We start from the raw sequence: 22352 nt of genomic DNA, 5'->3' as shown, positions 1-22352 counted from the left end.
GCCTGCCTGCGCCGCTGCCGCTAATCCGCCGTTTCCTTCTCCCATCTGCCGATCTGCGGCGCGGCGCATGCGCGCAGACATTCGATCGCGGCCGCGACGGCCGCGCGGTTCGCGCTGTCCGGGTGCCAGTACATCGCGACCGCGCCCTGGCCTTCGAGCCGCATCGGCAGGATCCGGATCGCATTCAGTTGCTCGAAGCGTCGCGCGGCACGTTGCGACGCGACGCCGAGCAGGTCCGTATTGTTCAGCAGCGTCAGATTGAGCAGCGACGAGTTCGACTCGACGCAATGCGGCGGCTGCGTGCGGCCGGCCGCCGATAGCGCCGCCTGCAGCGCATTGTGCACCGGCGTGCCGGCCGGCCACACGATCCACGTGTACGACAGCACGTCGTCCCAGCCGACCGAAGCCGCACCGGCGAGCGGGTGATCGGGTCGCGCGACGAACACGACCGGATCGACGTACAGCGTTTCGACCTGCAGCAGCGGATCGACCGACGCGGAGCCGGTGCGGCCGACGACGATGTCGAGTTCGCCGCGCGCGAGCTGCGGCATCAGCTGCACCAGCGTGCTTTCGTTGAGCCGCACCTGCGCGCGCGGCATCCGTTTCAGCAATTGCGACACCGCGAGCGGCACCGTGTCGGCGGCCGCGACGCCCGATGTGCCGATCGTCACGAGGCCGCTGCCGCCTTCGCGCAGTGCGGCCATGTCGTCGCGCGCGACGTCGAGCTGCGCCTCCACGCGGCGCGCGTGCTCGATCAGCGCGTCGCCGTAGGGCGTCGGCCGCAACCCGCGCGCATGCCGCTCGAAGAGCGGCAGCCCGACGTCCTCTTCGAGTTCCTTCAGCCACTTCGACAACGCCGGCTGCGTGGTCGCCAGCGCCGCCGCCGACTGGCTCAGATTGCCGGTGCTCGCCAGGCTCAGCAGCACCTGCAGATGCCGCAGCCGCAGACGATAAGTCCAGTCCATTGCCTGCCTCGTATCGAGAGATATATCCAGAACCATATGGATTAGATGATTTGTTCATTTTACGGGATATGGCTGGTCGCATATAAATCCGTCAATGGGCCGCCTCGTGCGGCCGCCGCCCAGAACGAGCGCCGATGCCGCGATCGGCCGATACCAGGAGACACCATGACGACCCGACATCCGGACCCGTCGCGCGCTGCCTATTACGCGCGCATCGCCGAGCAGCGCCTGACGCCGCTGTGGGAGTCGCTGCACAGCCTCGTGCCGAAGGCGCCGCAGCCGGCCGCCCGACCCGCGATCTGGAAGTACGCGCAGGTGCGCGATCTGGTGATGCAGGCCGGCGACGTGATCAGCGCCGAAGAGGCCGTGCGCCGCGTGCTCGTGCTCGAGAATCCGGGGCTGCCCGGTCGCTCGAGCATGACGCCGAACCTGTACGCGGGCCTGCAGCTGATCCTGCCGGGCGAGATCGCGCCGAGCCATCGCCATACGCAGTCGGCGCTGCGCTTCATCGTCGAAGGGCGCGGTGCGTGGACCGCGGTGAACGGCGAGCGCACGACGATGCATCCGGGCGACTTCATCATCACGCCGTCGTGGACCTGGCACGACCACGGCAATCCGTCCGCGGAAGCGGGCGGCGAGCCGGTCGTGTGGCTCGACGGGCTCGACATCCCGCTCGTCGCGCATCTCGACGCGGGGTTCGCGGAGAACTACCCGGAAGCCGTGCAGCCCGTCAGCCGGCCCGAAGGCGACAGCTTCGCGCGCTACGGCCACAACATGGTGCCGGTGCGGCATCGCGTGACCGATCCGACCTCGCCGATCTTCAGCTACCCGTATGCGCGCAGCCGCGAGGCGCTCGACGCGCTGTACCGGAACGGCGAACTCGACGCGTGGGACGGCGTGAAGCTGCGCTACGTGAACCCGGCCACCGGCGGCTGGCCGATGCCGACGATCGCGACCTTCATGCAGTTTCTGCCGGCCGGCTTCGACGGCCGCACCTATCGCAGCACCGACGCGACGATCTACTGCGTCGTCGAAGGCAGCGGCACCGCGCATATCGGCGGCGACGCGTTCGCGTTCGAGCCGCACGACATCTTCGTCGTGCCGTCGTGGGTGCCGGTGCGGCTGTCGGCATCGTCCGACAGCGTGCTGTTCAGCTATTCCGACCGGCCCGTGCTGTCCGCGCTGAACCTGCTGCGCGAAGCGCGCGACTGACGGCGCCGGCTGCCGCCTCGCGGTCAGTCGATTCGTTTCGATTCGTTTCGATTCGTTTCGTGCGCCGCGCAAGCGGCGCGTACCCCTCACTCGTTGTTCAAGCTGGAGCCGTCCCGATCATGACTTTCGTTTTCCCGCCCGAAGCCCCGGTCGCACTTCCTGTCGCCGGCAGCGATGCCCGTTTTCCGGTGCGCCGCGTCTACTGCGTCGGCCGCAACTATGCCGCCCATGCGCGCGAGATGGGCTTCGATCCCGACCGCGAGCCGCCGTTCTTCTTCTGCAAGCCGGCCGACGCCGTCGTGCCGGTCGCATACGGCGAAACGCTCGAACTCGCGTATCCGTCGCAGACGCAGAACTATCACTACGAAGCCGAACTCGTCGCGGTGATCGGCAAGGGCGGGGCCGACATTCCGCTCGACAGCGCGCTCGACCACGTGTGGGGCTATGCCGTCGGCCTCGACATGACGCGCCGCGACCTGCAGATGAAGATGCGCGAGATGGGCCGCCCGTGGGAAATCGGCAAGGCGTTCGACCGGTCGGCGCCGATCGGCCCGGTGCATCGGGCCAGCGAAGTCGGCCATTTCGAGCAGGGCGGCCTGTGGCTGACCGTCAACGGTGCGACGAAGCAGCAGAGCGACGTGTCGCACCTGATCTGGTCGGTCGCGGAGACGGTCGCGGACCTGTCGAAGTTCTTCCGCCTCGAACCGGGCGACGTGATCTTTACCGGCACGCCGGAAGGCGTCGGCGCGGTCGCGCGCGGCGACGAGATGAAGGTCGGGGTCGAGCGGCTCGGCGAACTCACCGTGCGCGTCGTCTGACGCCCGTTTTCGAAAGGTCCCATCGTGCAACTGCATAGCTTCTTCAACAGTTCGACGTCCTATCGGGTGCGCATCGCGCTTGCGCTGAAAGGGCTGCCGTACGACACGCTGCCGGTGAACATCCGCATCGGCGCGCATCGCGACGCGCACTACGTCGACGACGTCAATCCTTCCGCGTCGGTGCCCGCGCTCGTCGACGGCGATTTCCGCCTCGGTCAGTCGCTCGCGATCATCGACTATCTCGACGCGACGCATCCGCAGCCGCGACTGATTCCGGTCGATCCGCGACAGCGTGCGCGCGTGCTCGAGCTCGCGCTGCTGATCGCGTGCGACATCCATCCGGTGAACAACCTGCGCGTGCTGCGCTATCTCGACGGCGAGCTCAACGTGACGCCGCAGCAGAAGACGGCGTGGTACCGGCACTGGATCGCCGAAGGGATGGCGGGCGTCGAGCGCCTGCTCGCGCGCGCCGACACGGGGCCGTGGTGCTTCGGCGATGCGCCGACGCTGGCCGACGTGTGTCTCGTCCCGCAAGTCGCGAACGCGCTGCGGATGGACTGCGATCTGCGCGCGTTTCCGCGCAGCCTCGCGGTGTACGAACACGCGCAGCGCGAGCCGGCCTTCGTGGCCGCGCAGCCGCAGCGGCAACCGGATTACGTCGCCTGAGGCGATGGGGAGACAGACATGAATCAGGCAGGAGACAAGGGCCGCCGCGTGCTCGTGATCGGCGGCGGCATCGGCGGGCTCGCGACGGCGCTCGCGCTCGCGCGCCAGGGCATCCGCGTGAAGCTGCTCGAACAGGCCGCGCAGATCGGCGAAATCGGGGCGGGCATCCAGCTCGCCGCGAACGCGTTCAATGCGCTCGACGCGCTCGGCGTCGGCGAGGCGGCGCGTAGCCGCGCGGTGTTTACCGACTGGCTGCAGCTGATGGATGCGGTCGATGCGCACGAGGTCGCGCGCATCGATACGGGCGCCGCGTATCGCGCGCGGTTCGGCAATCCGTATGCGGTGATTCATCGCGCGGACATCCATCTGTCGATCTACGAGGCGGTCAGGAATCATCCGCTGATCGAGTTTCGCACCAGCACGCAGGTGTGCGGCTTCGAACAGGACGGCAACGGCGTGACCGTAATCGATCAGCACGGCGAACGCTATCGCGCCGAGGCGGTGATCGGCTGCGACGGCGTGAAATCGGCAATTCGCCACGCGCTGATCGGCGACGCGCATCGCGTGACGGGGCACGTGGTGTACCGCGCGGTCGTCGACGTCGAGAACATGCCGGCCGATCTGCAGATCAATGCGCCGGTCGTATGGGCCGGCCCGCATTGCCATCTCGTCCACTATCCGTTGCGTGGGGGCCGCCAGTACAACCTCGTCGTCACGTTCCACAGCCGCGAGCAGGAAACCTGGGGCGTGCGCGACGGCAGCAAGGAGGAAGTGCTGTCGTATTTCGAGGGCATTCATCCGCTGCCCAGGCAGATGCTCGATCGGCCGACGTCGTGGAAGCGCTGGGCGACGGCCGACCGCGATCCGGTCGAGCGCTGGAGCGCGGGCCGCGCGACGGTGCTCGGCGACGCCGCGCATCCGATGACGCAGTACATCGCGCAGGGCGCCTGTCAGGCGCTCGAGGATGCGGTCACGCTCGGCGCGGCCGTCGCGCAGACCGACGGCGATTTCGAGGCCGCTTTCGCGCTGTACGAACGCGTGCGGATTCCGCGTACCGCGCGCGTGCTGTATTCCGCGCGCGAAATGGGGCGCATCTATCACGCGAAGGGCGTCGAGCGGCAGGTGCGCAATGCGCTGTGGGTCGGACGCACGCAGTCGCAGTTCTACGACGCGCTCGAGTGGCTGCATGGATGGCGCGCCGAGGACTGCCTGAAGCCGGTCGCGTAACGCGCACGACGCCCCCGCGCGCCGGCCGAGCCGCGCGCGTTCCTGGAGGAGACATCATCATGAATACCACGCTGTCCGTCGACGTCAGCGAATGGATCGACCGGCGACGCGTGTCGCCGTTTCAGATCGCGATCGTCGTGCTGTGCTTTCTCATCGTCGCGATCGACGGGTTCGACACCGCGTCGATCGGATTCGTCGCGCCCGTGATTCGGGCGGAATGGCAACTGTCGCCCGCGCAGCTGGCGCCGGTGTTCGGCGCGGGGCTCGCCGGGCTGATGGCCGGCGCGCTGGCGTTCGGGCCGTTCGGCGACCGGTTCGGGCGCAAGCGGCTGCTGCTCGCCTGCGTCGCATGCTTCGGTGTCGCGAGCGCCGCGTCGGCGAGTGCGGGCGGTGTCACGGAACTGATCGCGTGGCGCTTCGTGACGGGGCTCGGGCTTGGCGGTGCAATGCCGAATGCGATCACGCTGACGTCCGAATACTGTCCGGCGCGACGCCGCTCGCTGCTCGTGACGACGATGTTCTGCGGCTTCACGATCGGCTCGGCGCTCGGCGGCCTCGTCGCCGCATCGCTGATCGAACGCGACGGCTGGCGCGCGGTGCTCGTCGTCGGCGGTGTCGCGCCGCTGCTGTTGCTGCCGGTGCTCGCATGGCGGCTGCCGGAATCGGTGCGCTATCTGGTGAACAGCGGCGCGGCGCGCGAGCGGATCGCGGCGCTGCTGACGCGCATCGCGCCGGATCCGCATCTCGCGCGCGCGTCGTTCGTCGCGCCGCGCGGCAAGCCGGCGGCGTCGCCGCTCGGGCGGCTGTTCGGGCCGGATCTGCTGCGCGGTACGCTGCTGCTGTGGCTCGCGTTCTTCATGAGTCTGCTCGTGATCTACCTGCTGTCGAGCTGGCTGCCGACGCTGCTGCGCACGACCGGCACGACGCTGCAGACCGCCGCGCGCGTGACCGCGATGTTTCAGATCGGCGGTACGCTCGGTGCGATCGTGCTCGGCTGGCTGATGGACCGCTTCGATCCGCATCGCGTGCTCGCCTGCAGCTATGTGGCGGCCGGCGTATTCGTCGCGGCGATCGGCCTGTGTGCCGCGTCGCCGGCCGGCGCGGCCCTGGCGGTGTTCGCGGCCGGCTTCTGCGTGTCGGGCTCGCAGGTGGGGGCGAATGCGTTGTCGGCTGCGTTCTATCCGACCGACTGCCGGACGACGGGCGTCAGCTGGGCCAACGGGATCGGGCGCGGCGGGTCGGTGGTCGGTTCGATGGCGGGCGGCGCGATGCTGGCGGCGGGGTTGTCGTTGCGTACGGCGTTTGCCTTGGTCGCGGTGCCCTGTGTAGTTGCCGGGCTTGCTGTCCTCGTACTCGGCGCGGTGCGCGGCGGCGCGCCGCGCGAGGCCGGCGCGGACGCGATCGCGGGGGAGAACGTGTGATCGGGCGCGGGGCGATTGCGAGATGGGAATGACGCGGCGGGACGTTTCGGCAGCGGTCGATGCCGGCGTCCCGGGTTATATCGGCGTCATGGTGCGGGCCGCGATCCGGCATAGGGGCGGGGCCGCGGACAGACGACGAACCGTAGCGTCAAGACCCCTCGTGCGCGCGCGCCGATGCGGAGAGCCGGGCGGGCAGCCGGCTCAACCACGCCCGCAGCCGGTCGCGCCAGCCGTATCGATCGGCGGCCGCCGCGATCGTCACGCGTACGCCTGTGCCGGTGCCGGCCGCGAGTGCAACGTGACCCGACGTGTCCATCGTCAGACATTCGCCTTCGGTCAGCACGCGCCGGACTGCCAGCGGCGCGTCCGGCAACCAGTCGAGCGTGCGGTCCCGCCACGTGACGGCAAGCGCGCCGTCCAGCACGATCAACCGACAGCCCTTGTCGAGCCACGCAAAGTGGCTTTGCCCGGCGTCGAGCCGGATGTCTTGCGTTTGCATCGCGAGTCCTTTCCCGGTAATGCAGCCCCGCGACGGCGGGGCGACAGCGTGCACTCAGGTTAGGGAAACGGGCGCAAGCGCAACAGATTCAGCCGGCGCGAATCTGTTGCGGTGCAGGCCGCGATTTTTGCGCGCTGTATCGGCGGGTTTACCTCGCATCTGTATCTGGCGCGCACTGCGCGCGGCCGGCACGATCGCTCGCATGACACCCTTTGCCGACATCGCCCGAGAAGCCTTGCCGATGGACGGCGAGCCGTTGTACGAACGGCTCGCCGAGCATTACCGCCGCATCATCGCGGCCGGCACGCTGTCGCCCGGCGACCGGATGCCGTCCGTGCGCACGTTCATGGCGCAGCACGGCGTGAGCCTGTCGACGGCGATCCAGACGTTCCGGCGGCTCGAGGATTCGGGCTGGTGCGAGGCAAGGCCGCGGTCCGGGTATTTCGTGCGCCGCCGCGCATCGCCGGTGCTCGACGCGCTGCCCGAAGGCGATGCGGCGCCGCTCGCCATCGCGCCGCCGTTCGCGGGGCTGCACGAACGCGTGTCGCGCGTGATCGACCGCGGCCACACGGCGACCGATGCGCTGAACCTCGGCGGCGCGTCCGCCGCCGCGTCGCTGTATCCGGCCGAACGTCTGCAGGCGCTCGCGATCCGGCTGCTGCGGCGCAAGCCCACGCTGCTGACCGACGCGGGGCGCATCGACGGCCTCCCGGAGTTCCGCCACGCGATGGCGAAGCGCGCGCTGTCGTACGGCGTGACGGTATCGCCGGACGACGTGATGTCGACGAGCGGTGGCGTCGACGCAGTCAATCTCGCGCTGCGCGCGGTCGCGCAGCCGGGCGACACGATCGCGATCGAATCGCCGGCGTTCTTCGGGCTGCTTCAACTGCTCGAAAGCCTCGGGATGCGCGCGCTCGAAATTCCAGCGAGCCCGACGACGGGGCTCTCGATCGAAGCGCTCGAAGTCGCGCTGAACGCCTATCCGGACATTCGCGCCGTCGTGGTCGTGCCGAACCTGCAGAACCCGCTCGGCAGCGTGATGCCCGACGAGCGCAAGGCGGCGCTCGTCGCGCTGTGCGCAAGCCGCGGCGTGGCCGTGATCGAGGACGAGCCGTACCGCGAACTCGTCGACGCGCCGCACACGGTGAAGCCCGTGAAGGCATGGGACCGGGACGGCACCGTCATCTATTGCCCGTCGTTCAACAAGGTACTCGCGCCGGGGATGCGGCTCGGCTGGATGAGCGGCGGGCGTTGGCATGCGCGCGTGAAGATGCTGAAGTTCGCGCACAGCCGTCACAACGCGGCGCTGCTTCAGGCGGTGGCGGCCGAATTCGTCGGTTCGGGCGCGTTCGACCGCCATCTGCGCCGATTCCGCGAGCAACTGCGCGTACAGCGCGACGCAACGGCGGATGCGATCGCGCGGCATTTCCCTGCCGGTACACGGATGAACCGGCCGCCGGGCGGAATGCTGCTCTGGATCGCGCTGCCCGACGGCGTGCATTCGGACGCATTGTTCGATGCCGCGCTCGCTCGAGGCATCAGGATCGCGCCCGGTTCGATCTTTTCGAACTCGAATCGCTTCGACGCCTATATCCGGATCGGCTGCACGCGGGCCTTCGACGCGGCACAGGAGGCGGCATTCGACACGCTTGGCCGCCTCGTGCGCGACGCGATCGCGTCGGACTGAGCGGACGCGATCGGTCGCGCGAAAGGCTCGCGAGCGGGAAGGCGCGCGCACGATCAGCGGCCTGCGCTATGTGAGGCGAGGTGTTCGCGAATCAGGGACAGATAGCGATCGCCGACGGAAAAGTCGCGCGCCACGCGCGGCCGATGCGCATGCCGCAGCGTGGCCGGCGCGTTCATCCCCAGATACCGGCACACCGCGGACGGGTAAGGCTTGCGCGTATGGCCGAGCTGACGGGCCGCGCGCTCGACGCGCGCATCGCCGACCTGCGCCCGCAGCCATGCCAGTACCTGGCGGTCGGTGTCGTTGACGATACGGACCAGATGTTCCATCGCACACCTCCACTGTTCATCGATACAGTACTGTAAATATAAACAGTGTTTGGGGCGACTGCAAGCGAGCACGCGCGCTCCTGGCTATCCGGCCAGGGTCAGCGCGCCGGCGCGGCGGCAGCGGCGCGCACGGCCGAGCCAGGTGCCGCCGAGCGCGCCGCATCGGCGGCCGTTCCGCTACGTGCGGCGGCGAGCCCCGCATAGCGCGCATCGGTCAACGTGCCGAGGAACGCGACGATGTCGTCGATTTCGGCGTCGGTCAGCGCGGGCACGGTGCCCGGCCGGCGGTTCATCGGCGTCGAATTGACGTTGATGTTGCCGCGATACGCGGCCGGCACGTCGTCGAACGTCGCCGCGCCGTGATACCAGCGGCGCGGATCGGTCGACCGTGTGTTGTAGAACGCGACCGCGTCGCGCAAGTTGGCGAACACGCCGTTGTGCATGAACGTCTGCTTCACCGCGACGTTGCGCAGCCCCGGCGTGCGCAGATAACCGCACCATTGCGTCGGCTCCGGCCAGCGCAGCCGGCGCGCGGTGTCGCACAGCCCGTTGTCGAAGTGCCGCGGGTCGCGATTCGCCGCGAGCGCGCGATTGCGCGGCACCGCGATCGCGTCGTAGCCGAAGTCGGTGAACAGCGAGCGCTCCGGGCGGCTCGACGTGTCCGACAGCGTATGGCAGCTCATGCAGTTGCCCTTGTCGGGATTCCGGAACAGCGCGAGCCCGCGCATCTCGGCCGGCGCGAGCGGCGCACGCGTGCGCAGATATGCGTCGAAGCGCGATGTGAACGGCGCCATTTCGGCGCTCTGCAAAAACGCTTCGACGGCGGTCCCGAGCGCGCGCACGAGTTGCTCGGGGTCGCGCCGCACCGAGATGCCGAAGCGGGCGGCCAGATCGGCGCCGAGATCGGTCGCGTCGACCTTGCCCAGCAGCGCGGCCGGCGAACGGTTGTTCATCTCGTTCGGATCGAACAGCGGGCCGCGGATCTGCTCGGCGAGCGTGTCGGCACGGCCGTCGCTGAACAAGCCGCCGAACGGAGACGGCGCGGGCGCGTCGTCGTCCTGATAGAAATGGCGGCGCGGCACGTAGCGCACGTACAGCAGCGACGGCGCGTTGCGCGCGCTGAAGCGGCCGGGCCGGCTGCCTTGCGGCACGCCGGGCCCCGCGAGCGACGCCGCCGACAGCGTCGGCGCGAACGCGCGGCCCGGATCGTGGCACGCCGCGCACGACATGCCGCGCGGCTCGGACAGCCGCGTATCGAAGAAGATCCGGCGGCCGAGCGCGACGAGCGCGGGATCGGGCGCGAAGCGCGCAGTTGCCGCGTCGATCTTGCCCGCGACCTGCGGTGTGCCGTTGCCGACGACGCCGACCACGCGCGACGGCGGCGCACCGGGCAGCAGGACCGTTTCCGAAGGCGGCGCGGCGCTTGCCGTAAGCGCCAGCCCGGCAAGCATCGCGGCCGCCCATGCCAGCAGCATGCGTTTTCGACGGGCGCGCGCGGGGCCGGAAGTCCCGCCTCCCGCAGGCGCGGCAGCCCGGTCTGCCGAAGCGGCGGAAGCGGCAGCCGGAGCCGACGTCTCGAACGGGACGGCGCCGGCCATCGCAGCGGAAACTCGCTCCGAATCCGTGAGCGACTTCGTCACGGCGGCGCACCGATCGCGCCCATGTGCCGGACGATGCGCATATCGAACCTCGTCGATCACGGTGCAATGAATCCCGTCTTGTCGCATGCAAGCGTCGTCCCCGACTGGTCGCACGACGCGAGCAGCTTGCCCGCCGCCGAATACGCGTGGAATACCCAGCCCGTCGCCGGCGCGGCGCGCCGCTCCATGATCAGGAAGCCGAAGCTGTTGTTGTGCGACAGCCGTTCGATCACGGCGCCCGGCGCGGGCGTCAGCCCGGCGGGGAACGGATCGGGCAGCGCGACGTCGAGATTGTCGCCGCCGTTGCCGGACACGATCGTCGCCGGATGCCCGGACGAGAAGTTGATCGCCTGGAAATCGTGCACGTGGCCGTGCAGCGCGACATGCACGCCGGGCGGGTAGTACGCCTGCGCGTAGAGGCTCGACATCACCGACTGCAGCGCGAGGTTGCCGGGCGCGGGCGTGCTGCCTGCGATCGGCGCGAACGCGAGGATCGGATGATGGTTCGTGAAGATCGTCGTCGTGATGCCGGCTTTCGATGCGAGCGCGGCCACCGTCTGGAACTGCTTCTGATAGATGCGGAACTGCGCGTCGGTCGGCTTCAGCGCGTTGCGGCCCACCTTCGCGCTATCGAACACGATGACCTGCGTACCGCCGCCGAGCGATACCGCGTAAGGCTCCGAATAGTTCGCGTCGTTGTCGTTGGCCGGATCGTCGCACGAGCGGGACGCCGAGTACGGGCGCGGATCGAGGAAGCGGAACCAGCCCTGACCGGCGCGCGCGCATTCCTCGTGGTTGCCGCGCACGACGACCCACGGCGCCTTCGCCATGAGCGGCGCGGCCGGCCGGAACAGGTCGGCCTGCCACGTATCCCAGCCGTAGCCCCACGGGCTGTCCTTGCAGCCCGCGATATCGGGCGGGCACGCGTTTTCGCGGTAGTGATAGTCGCCGACGTGCAGCACGAGATCCGGCGACAGCTTCGCGACGCTGGCCGCGATCGTATCGAACGGCCATACCGTCGGGTCGTTGCACGCCTGCCATGCGTTGTCGGCCTTTTTCATCCGGCAGCCGGTGTCGGCGATGATCGCGATGCGCTGCGGCTGCGCTTTCGGCAGCGGCAAGGTGCGGCCCGCGACACTGGCCGTCTGCGCGTCGGCCGGCAGCGTCGCTTCGCAGACGCTGACCGGAAAACTCGACGGCTTCGAATCGGCCGGGTCGCTCGCGGTCGGGCGTTGCGGCACCGTCGCGGCGCCCGCGCGCAGCGTCATCCGCGACAGCTTGCCGTCGACGATGAGCTGCGGACACAGCGGATCGTCGGACGATGCCGGCTGATAGGTCGTGATCGCGCGCGCGATCGCCTGGTTCGCATCGCCGATCTCGACCCACGCGGCCTGCACGTTGATGGCGGCGCTGGCCGGATCGGCGGGCGCATCGATGTGGTTCGAACACGCGGACAGTGACACGAGGGCCGCAAGGGCCGCGCAGCGCGCGCGCAACGCGCGAGAGAGGAGTCGTCGCATGGGGAGCACCGTACGAAAGCCGCCAACGTTACGCAGCGCAAATGTAAGAAATATGAAAATAAGGCGCGACGCGGGCGTGTCGGGACGCGTCGCGACAGGCTTGACTTCAAGCCGGCTTGAGGCAGCACAGTGTGATGGACGGTCAACGAAGCAGGCAACGGGAGCCGCGAATGAAACAGGACCACGTCAACGAAGAACAGTCGGCGCTGTGGAACGGCCCGTCGGGACGCGCCTGGGTCGACATCCAGCCGTCGCTCGACCGGCTGTTCGAGCCGTTCGCGACACTGCTCGCGGATGCCGCAGCCGCATCGTCCGCGCGCGCCGTGCTGGATGTCGGCTGCGGGACGGGCGCGGTCACGCTCGAAATCGCGCGGCGGCTCGGCGCGGGCGCGCAGTGCACGGGCGTCGACATTTCGGCGCGGATGATCGACGCGGCGCACGAGCGTGCGAAGCGCAGCGGCCTGTGCGTGCACTTCGTGTGCGCGGATGCGCAGACGCATGCGTTCGTGCCCGCCAGTGTCGATCTGATCGTGTCGCGTTTCGGCGTGATGTTTTTCGACGATCCCGTCCGCGCGTTCGCGAATCTGCGGCGCGCGGCGCGCACCGGCGCGGCATTGCGATTCGTCGCGTGGCGCAGTGCGCTCGAGAATCCGTTCATGACGACCGCCGAGCGGGCCGCAGCGCCGCTGCTGCCGGACCTGCCGCCGCGACGGCCGGGCGCGCCCGGGCAGTTCGCGTTCGGCGACCGGCAGCGGATCGCAGCGGTGCTATCCGACAACGGCTGGGCCGACCTCGCGATCGAGCCCGTCGATATCGCGTGCGCGTTGCCGGAATCCGCGCTGAACGACTACATCGCGCGACTGGGGCCGGTCGGCCTGGCGCTGCAGCGGGTGGACGATACGACGCGGCGCCGCGTCGTCGAAACGATCCGCAACGCGTTCGAACCTTACGTGCAGGGCGCCGACGTGCGCTTCGACGCGGCGTGCTGGCTGGTCAGCGCACGCGCGTCATCGTCGGCGGCGTAAGGCGCGGCGCGGGCAGCCGCGCGGGGGGCCGCGCGCATCCCGGGCGCGCCGTCCGTGCGCGATGCCGCCCGGCGCGACCGCGCATGCAGATCAGCGACGCCGTGCGCGCAGCATCAGCCACGCGCAGCCCGTCGCGACGAGCGCGAGTCCGAGCAGGATCGCCTCGACGCCGAGCGCGAAGCCCGGCGGCATCGCGCCGCTGTTCGGCACGGGCGCGAGGTTGCCGGCGATCGCGACCGCGCCGCCGGCCAGCAGCGCCACGCAGACGATCCAGTAGAGCTTGCCGCGCGTCGCAGCGGCGCGAATGCGCCACAGCGCGACGCCGAAGCCGCCGAGATAGAGCAGAACGAGCGTGCCGAGCGCGACGAAGTCGGCAGTGCGATCGTGCAGGATGCCGCTCATCGCACGGATCCTGCATGCGTCGCGGGCGGGATGGGGCGCGCGTTCATTCCGACTCCGTCGCGTGTCCCGGCGCGCGGCTCAGCAGATGCGTGCGCTTGTCGGCCGCGAGCGATACGTAGCGCTCGTACTGGCGCAACACGTCGGCGATCACTTCGTCGCCGCGCAGGTATTCGATGTCGTAACCGAGCCGACCGTCCTCGAAGAACGTGATGATCCCGTACACATGCGGGCGCGCCGACTGCGGCTCCGCCGCTTCGCGCATCAGGAACGCCGGCGCGGTTTTCGCGGTCACGCGCACGCCGTAGACGAAATCGCGCTGCTCGGCGGTCGGCACCGTGAGCCGCACCGCATCGTCGCTGTCGCGCTGCACGTGCGCATCGACGCCGCCCGCGCGCAATTCGTCGGCGACCTTGCGCAGCGCGGGCATCACGGTGTCGGCGACGAACTGGCGCGCATCGACCTCGGTCGTCTGGCGCAGGATGTGCGTCAGACGATGGCGCCAGTGCTGGCCGGTCCAGAAGCTCGTCGCGGGCGCGACATCCTGCGAGTAGTGCGCGCGATCGGCGGCGAGCCCGCGCCAGAGGCCGTAGCACAACGCGAGCATGATGATGGCCACCGGCAACGCGGCCATCAGCGTCATCGCCTGCAGCGCGCCGAGGCCGCCGGCGACGAGCAGCACGGCTGCCGTCACGCCGAGCAGCGCGGCCCAGAACAGCCGTTGCCAGACCGGCGAGCGCGCGGCGCCGCGCGTCGCGATCTGATCGATCACGAACGCGCCGGAATCGGCCGACGTGACGAAGAACACCGCGATCAGCAGGATCGCCACGATCGAAAGCAACTGCGACAGCGGCAGGAAATCGAAGAAGCGGAACAGCAGGGCGTCGACGTTGGTGGCCGTCTGCGCGAGCGCACCGGCCGCGTCGTGCGCGTCGAGCCAGATCGCGCTGTTGCCGAACACGGTCATCCAGACGAGGTTGAACGCGGTCGGCACGAGCAGCACGCCGATCACGAACTGACGGATCGTGCGGCCGCGCGAAATGCGCGCGATGAACATCCCGACGAACGGCGACCACGACACCCACCACGCCCAGTAGAGAATCGTCCAGCCGCCGAACCAGCCTTCGTCGCGCGGCGGCGCGTACGCATACGTCCGGAACGACAGGTCGACGAGGCTCGACAGATACTGGCCGATGTTGTCGCTGAGCGCGCGCAACAGGAACGTGGTCGGCCCGGCGATCGCGACGAACGCGAGCAGCAGGAATGCCAGCAGCAGATTCAGCTCGGACAGGCGCCGCACGCCCTTGTCGAGACCGCTCGCCGCCGACAGGCCCGCGAGGATCACGACCAGCGCGACGAGTCCGACGCGAAACGCGTTGCCGCCGGTGTCCCAGCCGGCCACCGTATGCAGCCCGGCGCTGATCTGCATCACGCCGTAGCCGAGCGTCGTCGCAATGCCGGCGACCGTACCGACCAGCGCGAACGCGTCGACCGCGTGGCCGATCCAGCCGTTCACGCGCTCGCGCAGCACCGGATAGAGCCCCGAGCGCAGCGTGAGCGGCAGGTTGTAGCGAAAGCCGAAGTACGCGAGCACCAGGCCCATCAGCCCGTAGATCGCCCACGCATGAAAGCCCCAGTGAAAGAACGTCATCAGCATCGCTTCGCGCGCGGCGCCGGGCGAAGCGGGCTCGACGGTCGGCGGCTTCAGGAAGTGCTGCATCGGCTCGCCGACGCCGAAGTACATCAGGCCGATACCCATGCCGGCCGCGAACAGCATCGCCGTCCACGAGACGAAGCTGAATTCGGGCTCCGCATCGTCGGGGCCGAGGCGGATGTTGCCGAAATCGCTGGCCGCGATCAGCACGAGGAACACGAGAAACGCCGTGACGGCCAGCACATAGAACCAGTCGAAGCGCGCGACGACCCATTGCTGACCGGCGCTGAACAGCGCGCCGGCCTCGTCGGGCAGCAGCGCACAGACGACGAGCAACGCGCCGATCAGCGCGAGCGACGGCAGCACGACCTGCGGCTTGAACGTCGTACGTGGCGAGGAACGGGAATCGGGCATGGCGGGCATCCAGTAGCGGGTGCAACGAAGCGCGACGCCGCCCCGGCCGCGCATCGCGCGCCGGACCCTGATGCGGCGTGCATCGAATGTACCCCGGTGTCGGGACTGCAGAAAGGGTCGTGCAGCAAAATCAAGCTGACGAATTGTAAGGTATTCGGCGAATAAGGGAAAACCCGCATGACGCGCGCGCGACGTCGACGGGCCGGCGCGGCGAGCGCGCACCCGCGTGACAACCCTGATGAAAGTTTATTTTTTCCGCCTTGCGGATTGTGTAAATTGATTTACATCTTCGTTGCGGCCTTCCGTCCATGACGCTTTCCGTTCCTCCCGATGTCGGTGCCGACGAACCCGCGATCGCCGAGCGCATTGCGGCCGCGATGCCGTCGATGACGCCGATCCACCGGCGCATGGGCGAGTTCGTGCTGGCGAATCCGTTTCGCGCGGCGACGATGCGGATCGACGAGCTCGCCCTTGCGGTGAACGCGTCGATCGCGACCGCGAACCGCTTCGCGAAGGCGCTCGGCTTCGACGGCTATCCGGCGATGCGCGCGGCGCTCGTGCGCGGTTTCGAGGCGACGCTCGCGCCGGTCGAACGGTTGCGCTCCGCGCAGGAGCAGGAGCCCGGCGTGCGCGGCAGCGCCTGGATCGACACGGTGTTCGATCAGGCGGTCGCCAATATCGAGAACACGCGCGCGCAGCTGAACGCCGCCGACGTCGAGGCCGCCGTCGAGGCGATCGTCGGCGCACGGCGCGTGCTGATTCTCGGCGCCGGATCGAGCGCGTTTCTCGCGGGGCTGATGGAACACGGGCTCTCGGTGTGTCACGACAACGTGCAGTCGCTCGCGCTGCTCGGCGGCCCGTCGCATGCGGCGCGGCGCCTCTACACGGCCGATGCGCGCGACCTCGTGATCGCGCTCGCGTTTCCGCGCTACGTGAAGGACACGGTCGAGCTCGCCACGCGGGCGGCTGCGCGCGGCGCACGCGTGCTCGCGATCACCGACGGCCGCGAATCGCCGCTCGCGCCGATCGCCTCGCTGAGTCTGTACGTGAAGGCCGAGCGGCGCTTCGCGGCGACGTCCGAGGCGGCCGTGCTGGCGACGATCGAAGCGCTGATCGACGCGGTCGCGCTGCGCACGCACCGTTCCGCGAAATCCGCGGCCGAGATGACCGAATTCGTGCTGCCGTGGCTCTTGCAGCCGCCAGCGGCCGTTCCCGCTCCGAACCTTTCCTTTCCCCGCCCGGACCCATCATGACTTCACCCGCGATCGTCGCGATTCACGGCGGCGCAGGCACGATCCTGCGCGATGCAATGGACACCGACACCGAACGGCAGTACCGCGCGGAGCTGACTGCGATCCTGCAGGCCGCGCAGGCAGTGCTGGCCGAGGGCGGCAGTGCGCTCGACGCGGTGACGGTCGCCGTGCGCATGCTCGAAGACTGTCCGCTGTTCAATGCGGGACGCGGCGCAGTCTATACGGCCGAAGGCAAGCACGAACTCGATGCGGCGATCATGGACGGCGCGACGCGAGCGGCCGGCGCAATCTGCTGCGCGACGCGCGTGCGCAACCCGGTACTCGCCGCGCGGCGCGTGATGGAAGCGAGCGAGCACGTGCTGTTTGCCGGCGCGGGCGCCGATGCATTCGCGGCCGCGCAGGGGCTCGAACTCGTCGAGCCGGGCTACTTCGATACCGACGCGCGTCATGCGCAGTGGCTCAACGCACGCGCGGCGGCCGGCATGATGCTCGACCACGATGCGGCGACGTTCGCGTTCGGCGCGCCGCGCCGCGCGGAGCCGCTCGATCCGGACCGCAAGCACGGCACGGTCGGCGCGGTCGCGCGCGATCTGCACGGGCATGTCGCCGCGGCGACCTCGACCGGCGGCATCACGAACAAGCAGCCGGGACGCGTGGGCGACTCGCCGATCATCGGCGCGGGCTGCTACGCGGACGACGCGACCTGCGCGGTGTCCGCGACGGGCACCGGCGAGATGTTCATCCGGCTCGCGGCCGCGCACGACGTGGCGGCGCAGATCGCCTATCGCGGCGCGACGCTCGCGCAGGCCGCGCACGACGTCGTGATGAACCAGCTGCCGCGGATCGCGGGCCGCGGCGGCATCATCGCGGTCGACGCGTTCGGCAACGTCGCGATGCCGTTCAACACCGAAGGGATGTATCGCGGTCATGCGCGCGTCGGCGCGGCGCCCGTCGTCGGCATCTATCGCGACGACGATGCGAGCTGATGCCGCCGTGTTCGAGGAGACCCGCATGAAACCGAGCCCGTCAGGTCTGGTGCTGCCCGAGCAGCGCGTCGTTGCCGTCGACGATCTGTCGGTGATGTTCCGGCGCGAGCGCGCGACGTTCGACGCGGTGCGCCACGTGTCGTTTCACGTCGATCGCGGCGAGACGCTCGCGATCGTCGGCGAATCGGGTTCCGGCAAGTCGGTCACGTCGCTCGCGCTGATGCGGCTCGTCGAGCATGGCGGCGGCGAGATCACGAGCGGGCGAATCGCGCTGCGCCGCCGCGGCGGCGCAGTCGTCGATCTCGTGCAGGCGAGCGCCGCGACGATGCGCGGCATTCGCGGCGCCGATGTCGCGATGATCTTCCAGGAACCGATGACGTCGCTGAATCCGGTCTTCACGGTCGGCGACCAGATCAGCGAGGCGATCGCGCTGCATCAGGCGAAGTCGCCCGCGCAGGCGCGCGCGGAAGCGTTGCGTCTGCTCGACCTCGTGCGGATTCCGGAAGCGCGCCGCGTGTTCGCGCGCTATCCGCATCAGCTCTCGGGCGGGATGCGGCAGCGCGTGATGATCGCGATGGCGCTGTCGTGCCGGCCGGCGCTGCTGATCGCCGACGAGCCGACGACGGCGCTCGACGTGACGATCCAGGCGCAGATCCTGCAATTGATTCGCGGGCTGCAGGACGAGATGAACATGGGCGTGATCTTCATTACGCACGACATGGGCGTGGTGGCCGAAGTGGCCGACCGCGTGCTCGTGATGTATCGCGGCGAAAAGGTCGAGGAGGGCGCGTCCGAGCGCATCTTCGCGACGCCCGCGCATCGCTACACGCGCGCGCTGCTCGCGGCCGTGCCGCGGCTCGGATCGATGCACGGCACCGACGTGCCGGAGAAATTTCCGCTGCTGAACGCGGACGCGACCGCGCCCGCTGCCGCCCCCGCGACGGCGGCGCCCGCGGCGAACGACGATGCGGACGAGGCACGCGACACGCCCGCCGGCGCGCGTACCGACACGCAGCCGCGCGTCGATCCCGCGGCGCCGCCGATCCTGCGCGTGCGCGATCTCGTCACGCGCTTCCCGGTAAAGAGCGGGCTGTTCGGCCGCGTGTCGCAATACGTGCATGCGGTCGAGCGCGTGAGTTTCGAACTGCGCGCGGGCGAAACGCTCGCGCTCGTCGGCGAATCGGGATGCGGCAAGTCGACGACCGGCCGTTCGCTGCTGCGTCTCGTCGAATCGCAGAGCGGCTCGATCGAGTTCGACGGCCGCGACATCAGCGCATTGAGCGGCCACGACCTGCAGGCACTGCGGCGCAACATCCAGTTCATCTTCCAGGACCCGTTCGCTTCGCTGAATCCGCGGCTGACCGTCGGCTTCTCGATCATGGAGCCGCTGCTCGTGCACGGCGTCGCGAGCGGCCGCGACGCGCAGGCGCGCGTCGACTGGCTGCTCGACAAGGTCGGGCTGCCGCGCGACGCCGCACGGCGCTATCCGCACGAATTCTCCGGCGGCCAGCGCCAACGGATCGCGATCGCGCGCGCGCTCGCGCTGAATCCGAAGGTCGTGATCGCGGACGAGTCGGTGTCGGCGCTCGACGTGTCGGTGCAGGCGCAGATCGTCAACCTGATGCTCGACCTGCAGCGCGAGCTCGGCGTCGCGTATCTGTTCATCTCGCACGACATGGCCGTCGTCGAGCGCATCAGCCATCGCGTCGCGGTGATGTATCTCGGCCAGATCGTCGAGATCGGCCCGCGCCGCGCGGTGTTCGAAGCGCCGCAGCATCCGTATACGAAGAAGCTGATGAGCGCGGTGCCGATCGCCGATCCGGCGCGCCGGCACGCGCCGCGCCAGCTCGCCGCGGACGAGATTCCGAGCCCGATCCGCGCGGTCGGCGACGAGCCGGTCGTCGCGCCGCTCGTCGCCGTCGGGCCCGATCATTACGTCGCGACGCATCGCGTCGGCGGCGCGTACTGACGCCGCGTCGCGCGTCTGCGAGGCAATGTGTTTGTCCGGCGCGGGGCAGTCGATCCCGCGTCTTCCGTCACGCGTCACAGAACCATGCACAAGGAGCCAGCCTTTATGAACAAGTCGCTTTCGTTGCCGATGTTCCGTCCGCGCGCGCTGCTCGCCGCCGGCGCGAGCGTGTTCGCGCTGACGGCCGCGCTGCCCGCGTTCGCGCAGCAGACCGCGGTGATCGCGGTCGACCAGACGTTTACGACGATGGATCCGTACGACGCGAACGACACGGTGTCGCAGGCGGCCGCGAAGTCGTTCTACGAGGGCTTGTTCGGCTTCGACAAGGACATGAAGGTCGTGAACGTGCTCGCGACCGGCTACGACGCGTCGCCGGACGCGAAGGTCTACACGATCCATCTGCGCAAGGGCGTGAAGTTCCATGACGGCACCGACTTCAACGCGGACGCCGTGAAGGCGAACTTCGATCGCGTGACCGACCCGGCGAACAAGCTCAAGCGCTACAACCTGTTCCGCGTGATCGAGAAGACCGAAGTCGTCGATCCGTACACGGTGAAGCTCACGCTGCGCGAGCCGTTCTCCGCGATCATCAACACGCTCGCGCATCCGTCGGCCGTGATGATTTCGCCGGCCGCGCTGAAGAAGTGGGGGCGCGACGTCGCGCTGCATCCGGTCGGCACCGGGCCGTTCGAGTTCGTCGAATGGAAGCAGACGGACGACCTGAAGGTGAAGAAATTCGCCGGCTATTGGAAGAAGGGCTATCCGAAGATCGACGCGCTCGACTGGAAACCCGTGATCGACAACAACACGCGCGCCGCGCTGATGAAGGCCGGACAGGCCGACATGGCGTTCCGCATTCCGTACGAGCAGGTGCCCGACCTGAAGAGCAATCCGAAGCTCGACATCGTCGAGCGGCCGTCGATCGTCGCGCGCTACGTGTCGCTGAACATGCAGCAAAAGCCGTTCGACAACCTGAAGGTGCGCCAGGCGCTGAACTACGCGATCAACAAGGAGGCGCTCGTGAAGGTCGCGTTCTCGGGCTTCGCGACGCCGTCGACGGGCGTCGTGCCGCCGGGCGTCGAATTCTCGACGAAGACGGGCCCGTGGCCGTACGATCCGGCGAAGGCGCGCGCGCTGCTGAAGGAGGCCGGCTATCCGAACGGCTTCGAGACGGTGCTCTGGTCCGGCTACAACAACACGACCTCGCAGAAGGTGATCCAGTTCCTGCAGCAGCAGCTCGCGCAGGTGGGCGTGAAGGCGCAGGTGCAGGCGCTCGAATCGGGCGAGCGCGTGTCGAAGGTCGAGAGCGCGCCGGACCCGGCCACCGCGCCGGTGCGGATGTTCTATATCGGCTGGTCCGCGTCGACCGGCGAAGCGAACTGGGCGCTCACGCCGCTGCTGGCGGCGGCGTCGATGCCGCCGAAGCTGTTCAATACGGCGTACTACCGGAACCCGGCCCTCGACGACGACCTCTCGAAGGCGCTGCAGACCGTCGATCGCGCGAAAAAGGCCGAGCTCTACGGCGATGCGCAGAAGCGGATCTGGGCCGACGCGCCGTGGATCTTCCTCGTGCAGGAGAACATCGTCTATGCGCGCAGCAAGCGGCTGCACGGCATCTACGTGATGCCGGACGGGTCGTTCAATATCGACGAGGTTTCGATGAACTGAGCGCGCTCGCGCGCATCGCGGCTTGCCGGCGCATCGCGTCGATCGCGCCGGCAAGCGGCCCCTGTTCGGTGTCACCATGCTGACTTTCATCATCAAACGGCTGTTCGGCCTGCTGCCCACGCTCGCGATCGTCGCGGTGCTCGTGTTCTTGTTCGTGCATCTACTGCCGGGCGACCCGGCGCGGCTCGCGGCCGGCCCCGAAGCCGACGAAGCGACGGTCGCGCTCGTGCGCGCCGATCTCGGCCTCGATCGGCCGCTGCCGACGCAGTTCGCGAATTTCTTCGTGAAGATCGCGCACGGCGATTTCGGCGTATCGACGCGCAGCAAGCGGCCGGTATCGACGGAAATCGGCGAGCGCTTCATGCCGACGCTGATGCTGACGATCGTCAGCATGGCGTGGGCGACGCTGTTCGGGATGGCGATCGGCATCGCGTCGGCCGTATGGCGCAACCGCTGGCCGGACCGACTCGGGATGACGCTCGCGGTGTCCGGCATCTCGTTTCCGGCGTTCGCGCTCGGCATGCTGCTGATGGAAATCTTCTCGGTGAAGCTCGGCTGGCTGCCCGTCGTGCCGGACGGCACGTGGAAGAGCTACGTGCTGCCGTCGCTCACGCTCGGCGCGGCGGTCGCGGCCGTGATGGCGCGCTTCACGCGCGCGTCGTTCGTCGAGGTGATGAACGAGGACTTCGTGCGCACCGCGCGCGCGAAGGGCGTGCACGAGCCGAAGGTCGTGCTCAAGCACTGCCTGCGCAACGCGATGATTCCGGTCGTCACGATGATGGGGCTGCAGTTCGGCTTCCTGCTCGGCGGGTCGATCGTCGTCGAGGCCGTGTTCAACTGGCCCGGGCTCGGCCGGCTGCTCGTCGATTCGGTGACGATGCGCGATTACCCCGTGATCCAGGCGATCGTGCTGCTGTTCTCGCTCGAATTCATCCTGATCAACCTGACCGTCGACGTGCTCTACGCGGTCATCAATCCGACCATCCGGTTCAAGTGAGGT

Annotated in this window: 19 protein-coding genes; 12 read left to right on the top strand and 7 right to left on the bottom strand. The window is 69.0% G+C overall.

From position 1 onward, the window contains the following. Positions 1–20: 20 nt before the first annotated feature. Positions 21–965, bottom strand: coding sequence for a LysR substrate-binding domain-containing protein (locus ACSHSS_RS12045; RefSeq protein WP_006403781.1), 945 nt, complete (start codon positions 963–965; stop codon positions 21–23). A 165-nt stretch (positions 966–1130) separates the two neighbouring features. On the opposite strand from ACSHSS_RS12045, the gene gtdA reads away from it, so the two are divergent. From gtdA to ACSHSS_RS12020, 5 genes are all read left to right on the top strand, one after another. Then, the gene (gene gtdA, locus ACSHSS_RS12040; protein WP_088927020.1) at positions 1131–2177 is read left to right on the top strand and encodes a gentisate 1,2-dioxygenase; all 1047 of its coding nucleotides are present in this window, start codon (positions 1131–1133) and stop codon (positions 2175–2177) included. A gap of 119 nt (positions 2178–2296) precedes the next feature. Further along, positions 2297–2995, top strand: coding sequence for a fumarylacetoacetate hydrolase family protein (locus tag ACSHSS_RS12035; RefSeq protein ID WP_048803732.1), 699 nt, complete (start codon positions 2297–2299; stop codon positions 2993–2995). Between the two features lie 24 nt (positions 2996–3019). Beyond that, positions 3020–3661 carry a maleylacetoacetate isomerase gene (gene maiA, locus ACSHSS_RS12030; protein ID WP_012217157.1) on the top strand — a complete coding sequence of 214 codons (642 nt, stop codon included), beginning with the start codon at positions 3020–3022 and terminating at the stop codon, positions 3659–3661. A gap of 18 nt (positions 3662–3679) precedes the next feature. Further along, the gene (locus ACSHSS_RS12025) at positions 3680–4888 is read left to right on the top strand and encodes a 3-hydroxybenzoate 6-monooxygenase (RefSeq protein WP_012217156.1); all 1209 of its coding nucleotides are present in this window, start codon (positions 3680–3682) and stop codon (positions 4886–4888) included. 59 nt (positions 4889–4947) lie between these two features. Then, complete coding sequence (locus ACSHSS_RS12020) at positions 4948–6309, top strand: MFS transporter (RefSeq protein WP_445545005.1); 1362 nt, start codon at positions 4948–4950, stop codon at positions 6307–6309. A gap of 148 nt (positions 6310–6457) precedes the next feature. Here ACSHSS_RS12020 and ACSHSS_RS12015 read toward each other — a convergent pair whose 3' ends face one another. Further along, positions 6458–6808: a hypothetical protein gene (locus tag ACSHSS_RS12015; RefSeq protein ID WP_445545004.1), complete on the bottom strand. Its 351-nt coding sequence runs from the start codon at positions 6806–6808 to the stop codon at positions 6458–6460. Between the two features lie 202 nt (positions 6809–7010). On the opposite strand from ACSHSS_RS12015, the gene ACSHSS_RS12010 reads away from it, so the two are divergent. Then, positions 7011–8495, top strand: coding sequence for an aminotransferase-like domain-containing protein (locus tag ACSHSS_RS12010; RefSeq protein ID WP_445545003.1), 1485 nt, complete (start codon positions 7011–7013; stop codon positions 8493–8495). Positions 8496–8548: 53 nt separating this feature from the next. Here ACSHSS_RS12010 and ACSHSS_RS12005 read toward each other — a convergent pair whose 3' ends face one another. The 3 genes from ACSHSS_RS12005 to ACSHSS_RS11995 form a co-directional block, all read right to left on the bottom strand. Beyond that, on the bottom strand, positions 8549–8824 hold the full coding sequence (locus ACSHSS_RS12005) for a hypothetical protein (protein ID WP_012217152.1): 276 nt from the start codon (positions 8822–8824) through the stop codon (positions 8549–8551). A gap of 98 nt (positions 8825–8922) precedes the next feature. Further along, entirely contained in the window at positions 8923–10524 is a 1602-nt protein-coding gene (locus tag ACSHSS_RS12000) for a cytochrome-c peroxidase (protein ID WP_445545015.1), read from the bottom strand. Then, on the bottom strand, positions 10521–11984 hold the full coding sequence (locus ACSHSS_RS11995) for a metallophosphoesterase family protein (protein WP_445545002.1): 1464 nt from the start codon (positions 11982–11984) through the stop codon (positions 10521–10523). The genes ACSHSS_RS12000 and ACSHSS_RS11995 overlap by 4 nt, the downstream gene beginning before the upstream one ends. Positions 11985–12154: 170 nt before the next feature. Here ACSHSS_RS11995 and ACSHSS_RS11990 point away from each other — a divergent pair, with 170 nt between their 5' ends. Next, the gene (locus ACSHSS_RS11990; protein WP_445545001.1) at positions 12155–13009 is read left to right on the top strand and encodes a class I SAM-dependent methyltransferase; all 855 of its coding nucleotides are present in this window, start codon (positions 12155–12157) and stop codon (positions 13007–13009) included. A gap of 90 nt (positions 13010–13099) precedes the next feature. On the opposite strand, the gene ACSHSS_RS11985 is transcribed toward ACSHSS_RS11990, so the two are convergent. Both ACSHSS_RS11985 and ACSHSS_RS11980 read right to left on the bottom strand, forming a co-directional pair. Continuing rightward, positions 13100–13411, bottom strand: coding sequence for a hypothetical protein (locus ACSHSS_RS11985; protein ID WP_006399875.1), 312 nt, complete (start codon positions 13409–13411; stop codon positions 13100–13102). Positions 13412–13454: 43 nt separating this feature from the next. Beyond that, positions 13455–15476: a BCCT family transporter gene (locus tag ACSHSS_RS11980; RefSeq protein ID WP_445545000.1), complete on the bottom strand. Its 2022-nt coding sequence runs from the start codon at positions 15474–15476 to the stop codon at positions 13455–13457. Between the two features lie 308 nt (positions 15477–15784). Between ACSHSS_RS11980 and ACSHSS_RS11975 the strand changes: the two genes are divergently transcribed. The 5 genes from ACSHSS_RS11975 (at position 15785) to gsiC (ending at position 22349) form a co-directional block, all read left to right on the top strand. Beyond that, the gene (locus tag ACSHSS_RS11975) at positions 15785–16729 is read left to right on the top strand and encodes a MurR/RpiR family transcriptional regulator (protein ID WP_445544999.1); all 945 of its coding nucleotides are present in this window, start codon (positions 15785–15787) and stop codon (positions 16727–16729) included. After that, complete coding sequence (locus ACSHSS_RS11970) at positions 16726–17715, top strand: isoaspartyl peptidase/L-asparaginase family protein (protein ID WP_035954654.1); 990 nt, start codon at positions 16726–16728, stop codon at positions 17713–17715. The genes ACSHSS_RS11975 and ACSHSS_RS11970 overlap by 4 nt, the downstream gene beginning before the upstream one ends. 25 nt (positions 17716–17740) lie before the next feature. After that, complete coding sequence (locus tag ACSHSS_RS11965) at positions 17741–19684, top strand: dipeptide ABC transporter ATP-binding protein (protein ID WP_445544998.1); 1944 nt, start codon at positions 17741–17743, stop codon at positions 19682–19684. A 105-nt stretch (positions 19685–19789) separates the two neighbouring features. Then, the gene (gene gsiB / locus ACSHSS_RS11960) at positions 19790–21352 is read left to right on the top strand and encodes a glutathione ABC transporter substrate-binding protein GsiB (protein WP_006399880.1); all 1563 of its coding nucleotides are present in this window, start codon (positions 19790–19792) and stop codon (positions 21350–21352) included. 76 nt (positions 21353–21428) lie between these two features. Next, entirely contained in the window at positions 21429–22349 is a 921-nt protein-coding gene (gene gsiC, locus ACSHSS_RS11955) for a glutathione ABC transporter permease GsiC (RefSeq protein ID WP_035954655.1), read from the top strand. The last annotated feature ends 3 nt before the right edge of the window (positions 22350–22352 follow it).

The sequence above is a fragment of the Burkholderia sp. BC1 genome (assembly GCF_052683555.1).
This window is presented reverse-complemented; position numbering and strand designations above follow the sequence as displayed.

Excerpts from the sequence above, each read along its gene's own strand:
- ACSHSS_RS12045 (WP_006403781.1), bottom strand. The coding sequence starts at position 965 with ATGGACTGGACTTATCGTCTGCGGCTGCGGCATCTGCAGGTGCTGCTG.
- gtdA (WP_088927020.1), top strand. The coding sequence starts at position 1,131 with ATGACGACCCGACATCCGGACCCGTCGCGCGCTGCCTATTACGCGCGC.
- ACSHSS_RS12035 (WP_048803732.1), top strand. The coding sequence starts at position 2,297 with ATGACTTTCGTTTTCCCGCCCGAAGCCCCGGTCGCACTTCCTGTCGCC.
- ACSHSS_RS12025 (WP_012217156.1), top strand. The coding sequence starts at position 3,680 with ATGAATCAGGCAGGAGACAAGGGCCGCCGCGTGCTCGTGATCGGCGGC.
- ACSHSS_RS12020 (WP_445545005.1), top strand. The coding sequence starts at position 4,948 with ATGAATACCACGCTGTCCGTCGACGTCAGCGAATGGATCGACCGGCGA.
- ACSHSS_RS12015 (WP_445545004.1), bottom strand. The coding sequence starts at position 6,808 with ATGCAAACGCAAGACATCCGGCTCGACGCCGGGCAAAGCCACTTTGCG.
- ACSHSS_RS12010 (WP_445545003.1), top strand. The coding sequence starts at position 7,011 with ATGACACCCTTTGCCGACATCGCCCGAGAAGCCTTGCCGATGGACGGC.
- ACSHSS_RS12005 (WP_012217152.1), bottom strand. The coding sequence starts at position 8,824 with ATGGAACATCTGGTCCGTATCGTCAACGACACCGACCGCCAGGTACTG.
- ACSHSS_RS11995 (WP_445545002.1), bottom strand. The coding sequence starts at position 11,984 with ATGCGACGACTCCTCTCTCGCGCGTTGCGCGCGCGCTGCGCGGCCCTT.
- ACSHSS_RS11990 (WP_445545001.1), top strand. The coding sequence starts at position 12,155 with ATGAAACAGGACCACGTCAACGAAGAACAGTCGGCGCTGTGGAACGGC.
- ACSHSS_RS11985 (WP_006399875.1), bottom strand. The coding sequence starts at position 13,411 with ATGAGCGGCATCCTGCACGATCGCACTGCCGACTTCGTCGCGCTCGGC.
- ACSHSS_RS11980 (WP_445545000.1), bottom strand. The coding sequence starts at position 15,476 with ATGCCCGATTCCCGTTCCTCGCCACGTACGACGTTCAAGCCGCAGGTC.
- ACSHSS_RS11975 (WP_445544999.1), top strand. The coding sequence starts at position 15,785 with ATGACGCTTTCCGTTCCTCCCGATGTCGGTGCCGACGAACCCGCGATC.
- ACSHSS_RS11970 (WP_035954654.1), top strand. The coding sequence starts at position 16,726 with ATGACTTCACCCGCGATCGTCGCGATTCACGGCGGCGCAGGCACGATC.
- ACSHSS_RS11965 (WP_445544998.1), top strand. The coding sequence starts at position 17,741 with ATGAAACCGAGCCCGTCAGGTCTGGTGCTGCCCGAGCAGCGCGTCGTT.
- gsiB (WP_006399880.1), top strand. The coding sequence starts at position 19,790 with ATGAACAAGTCGCTTTCGTTGCCGATGTTCCGTCCGCGCGCGCTGCTC.
- gsiC (WP_035954655.1), top strand. The coding sequence starts at position 21,429 with ATGCTGACTTTCATCATCAAACGGCTGTTCGGCCTGCTGCCCACGCTC.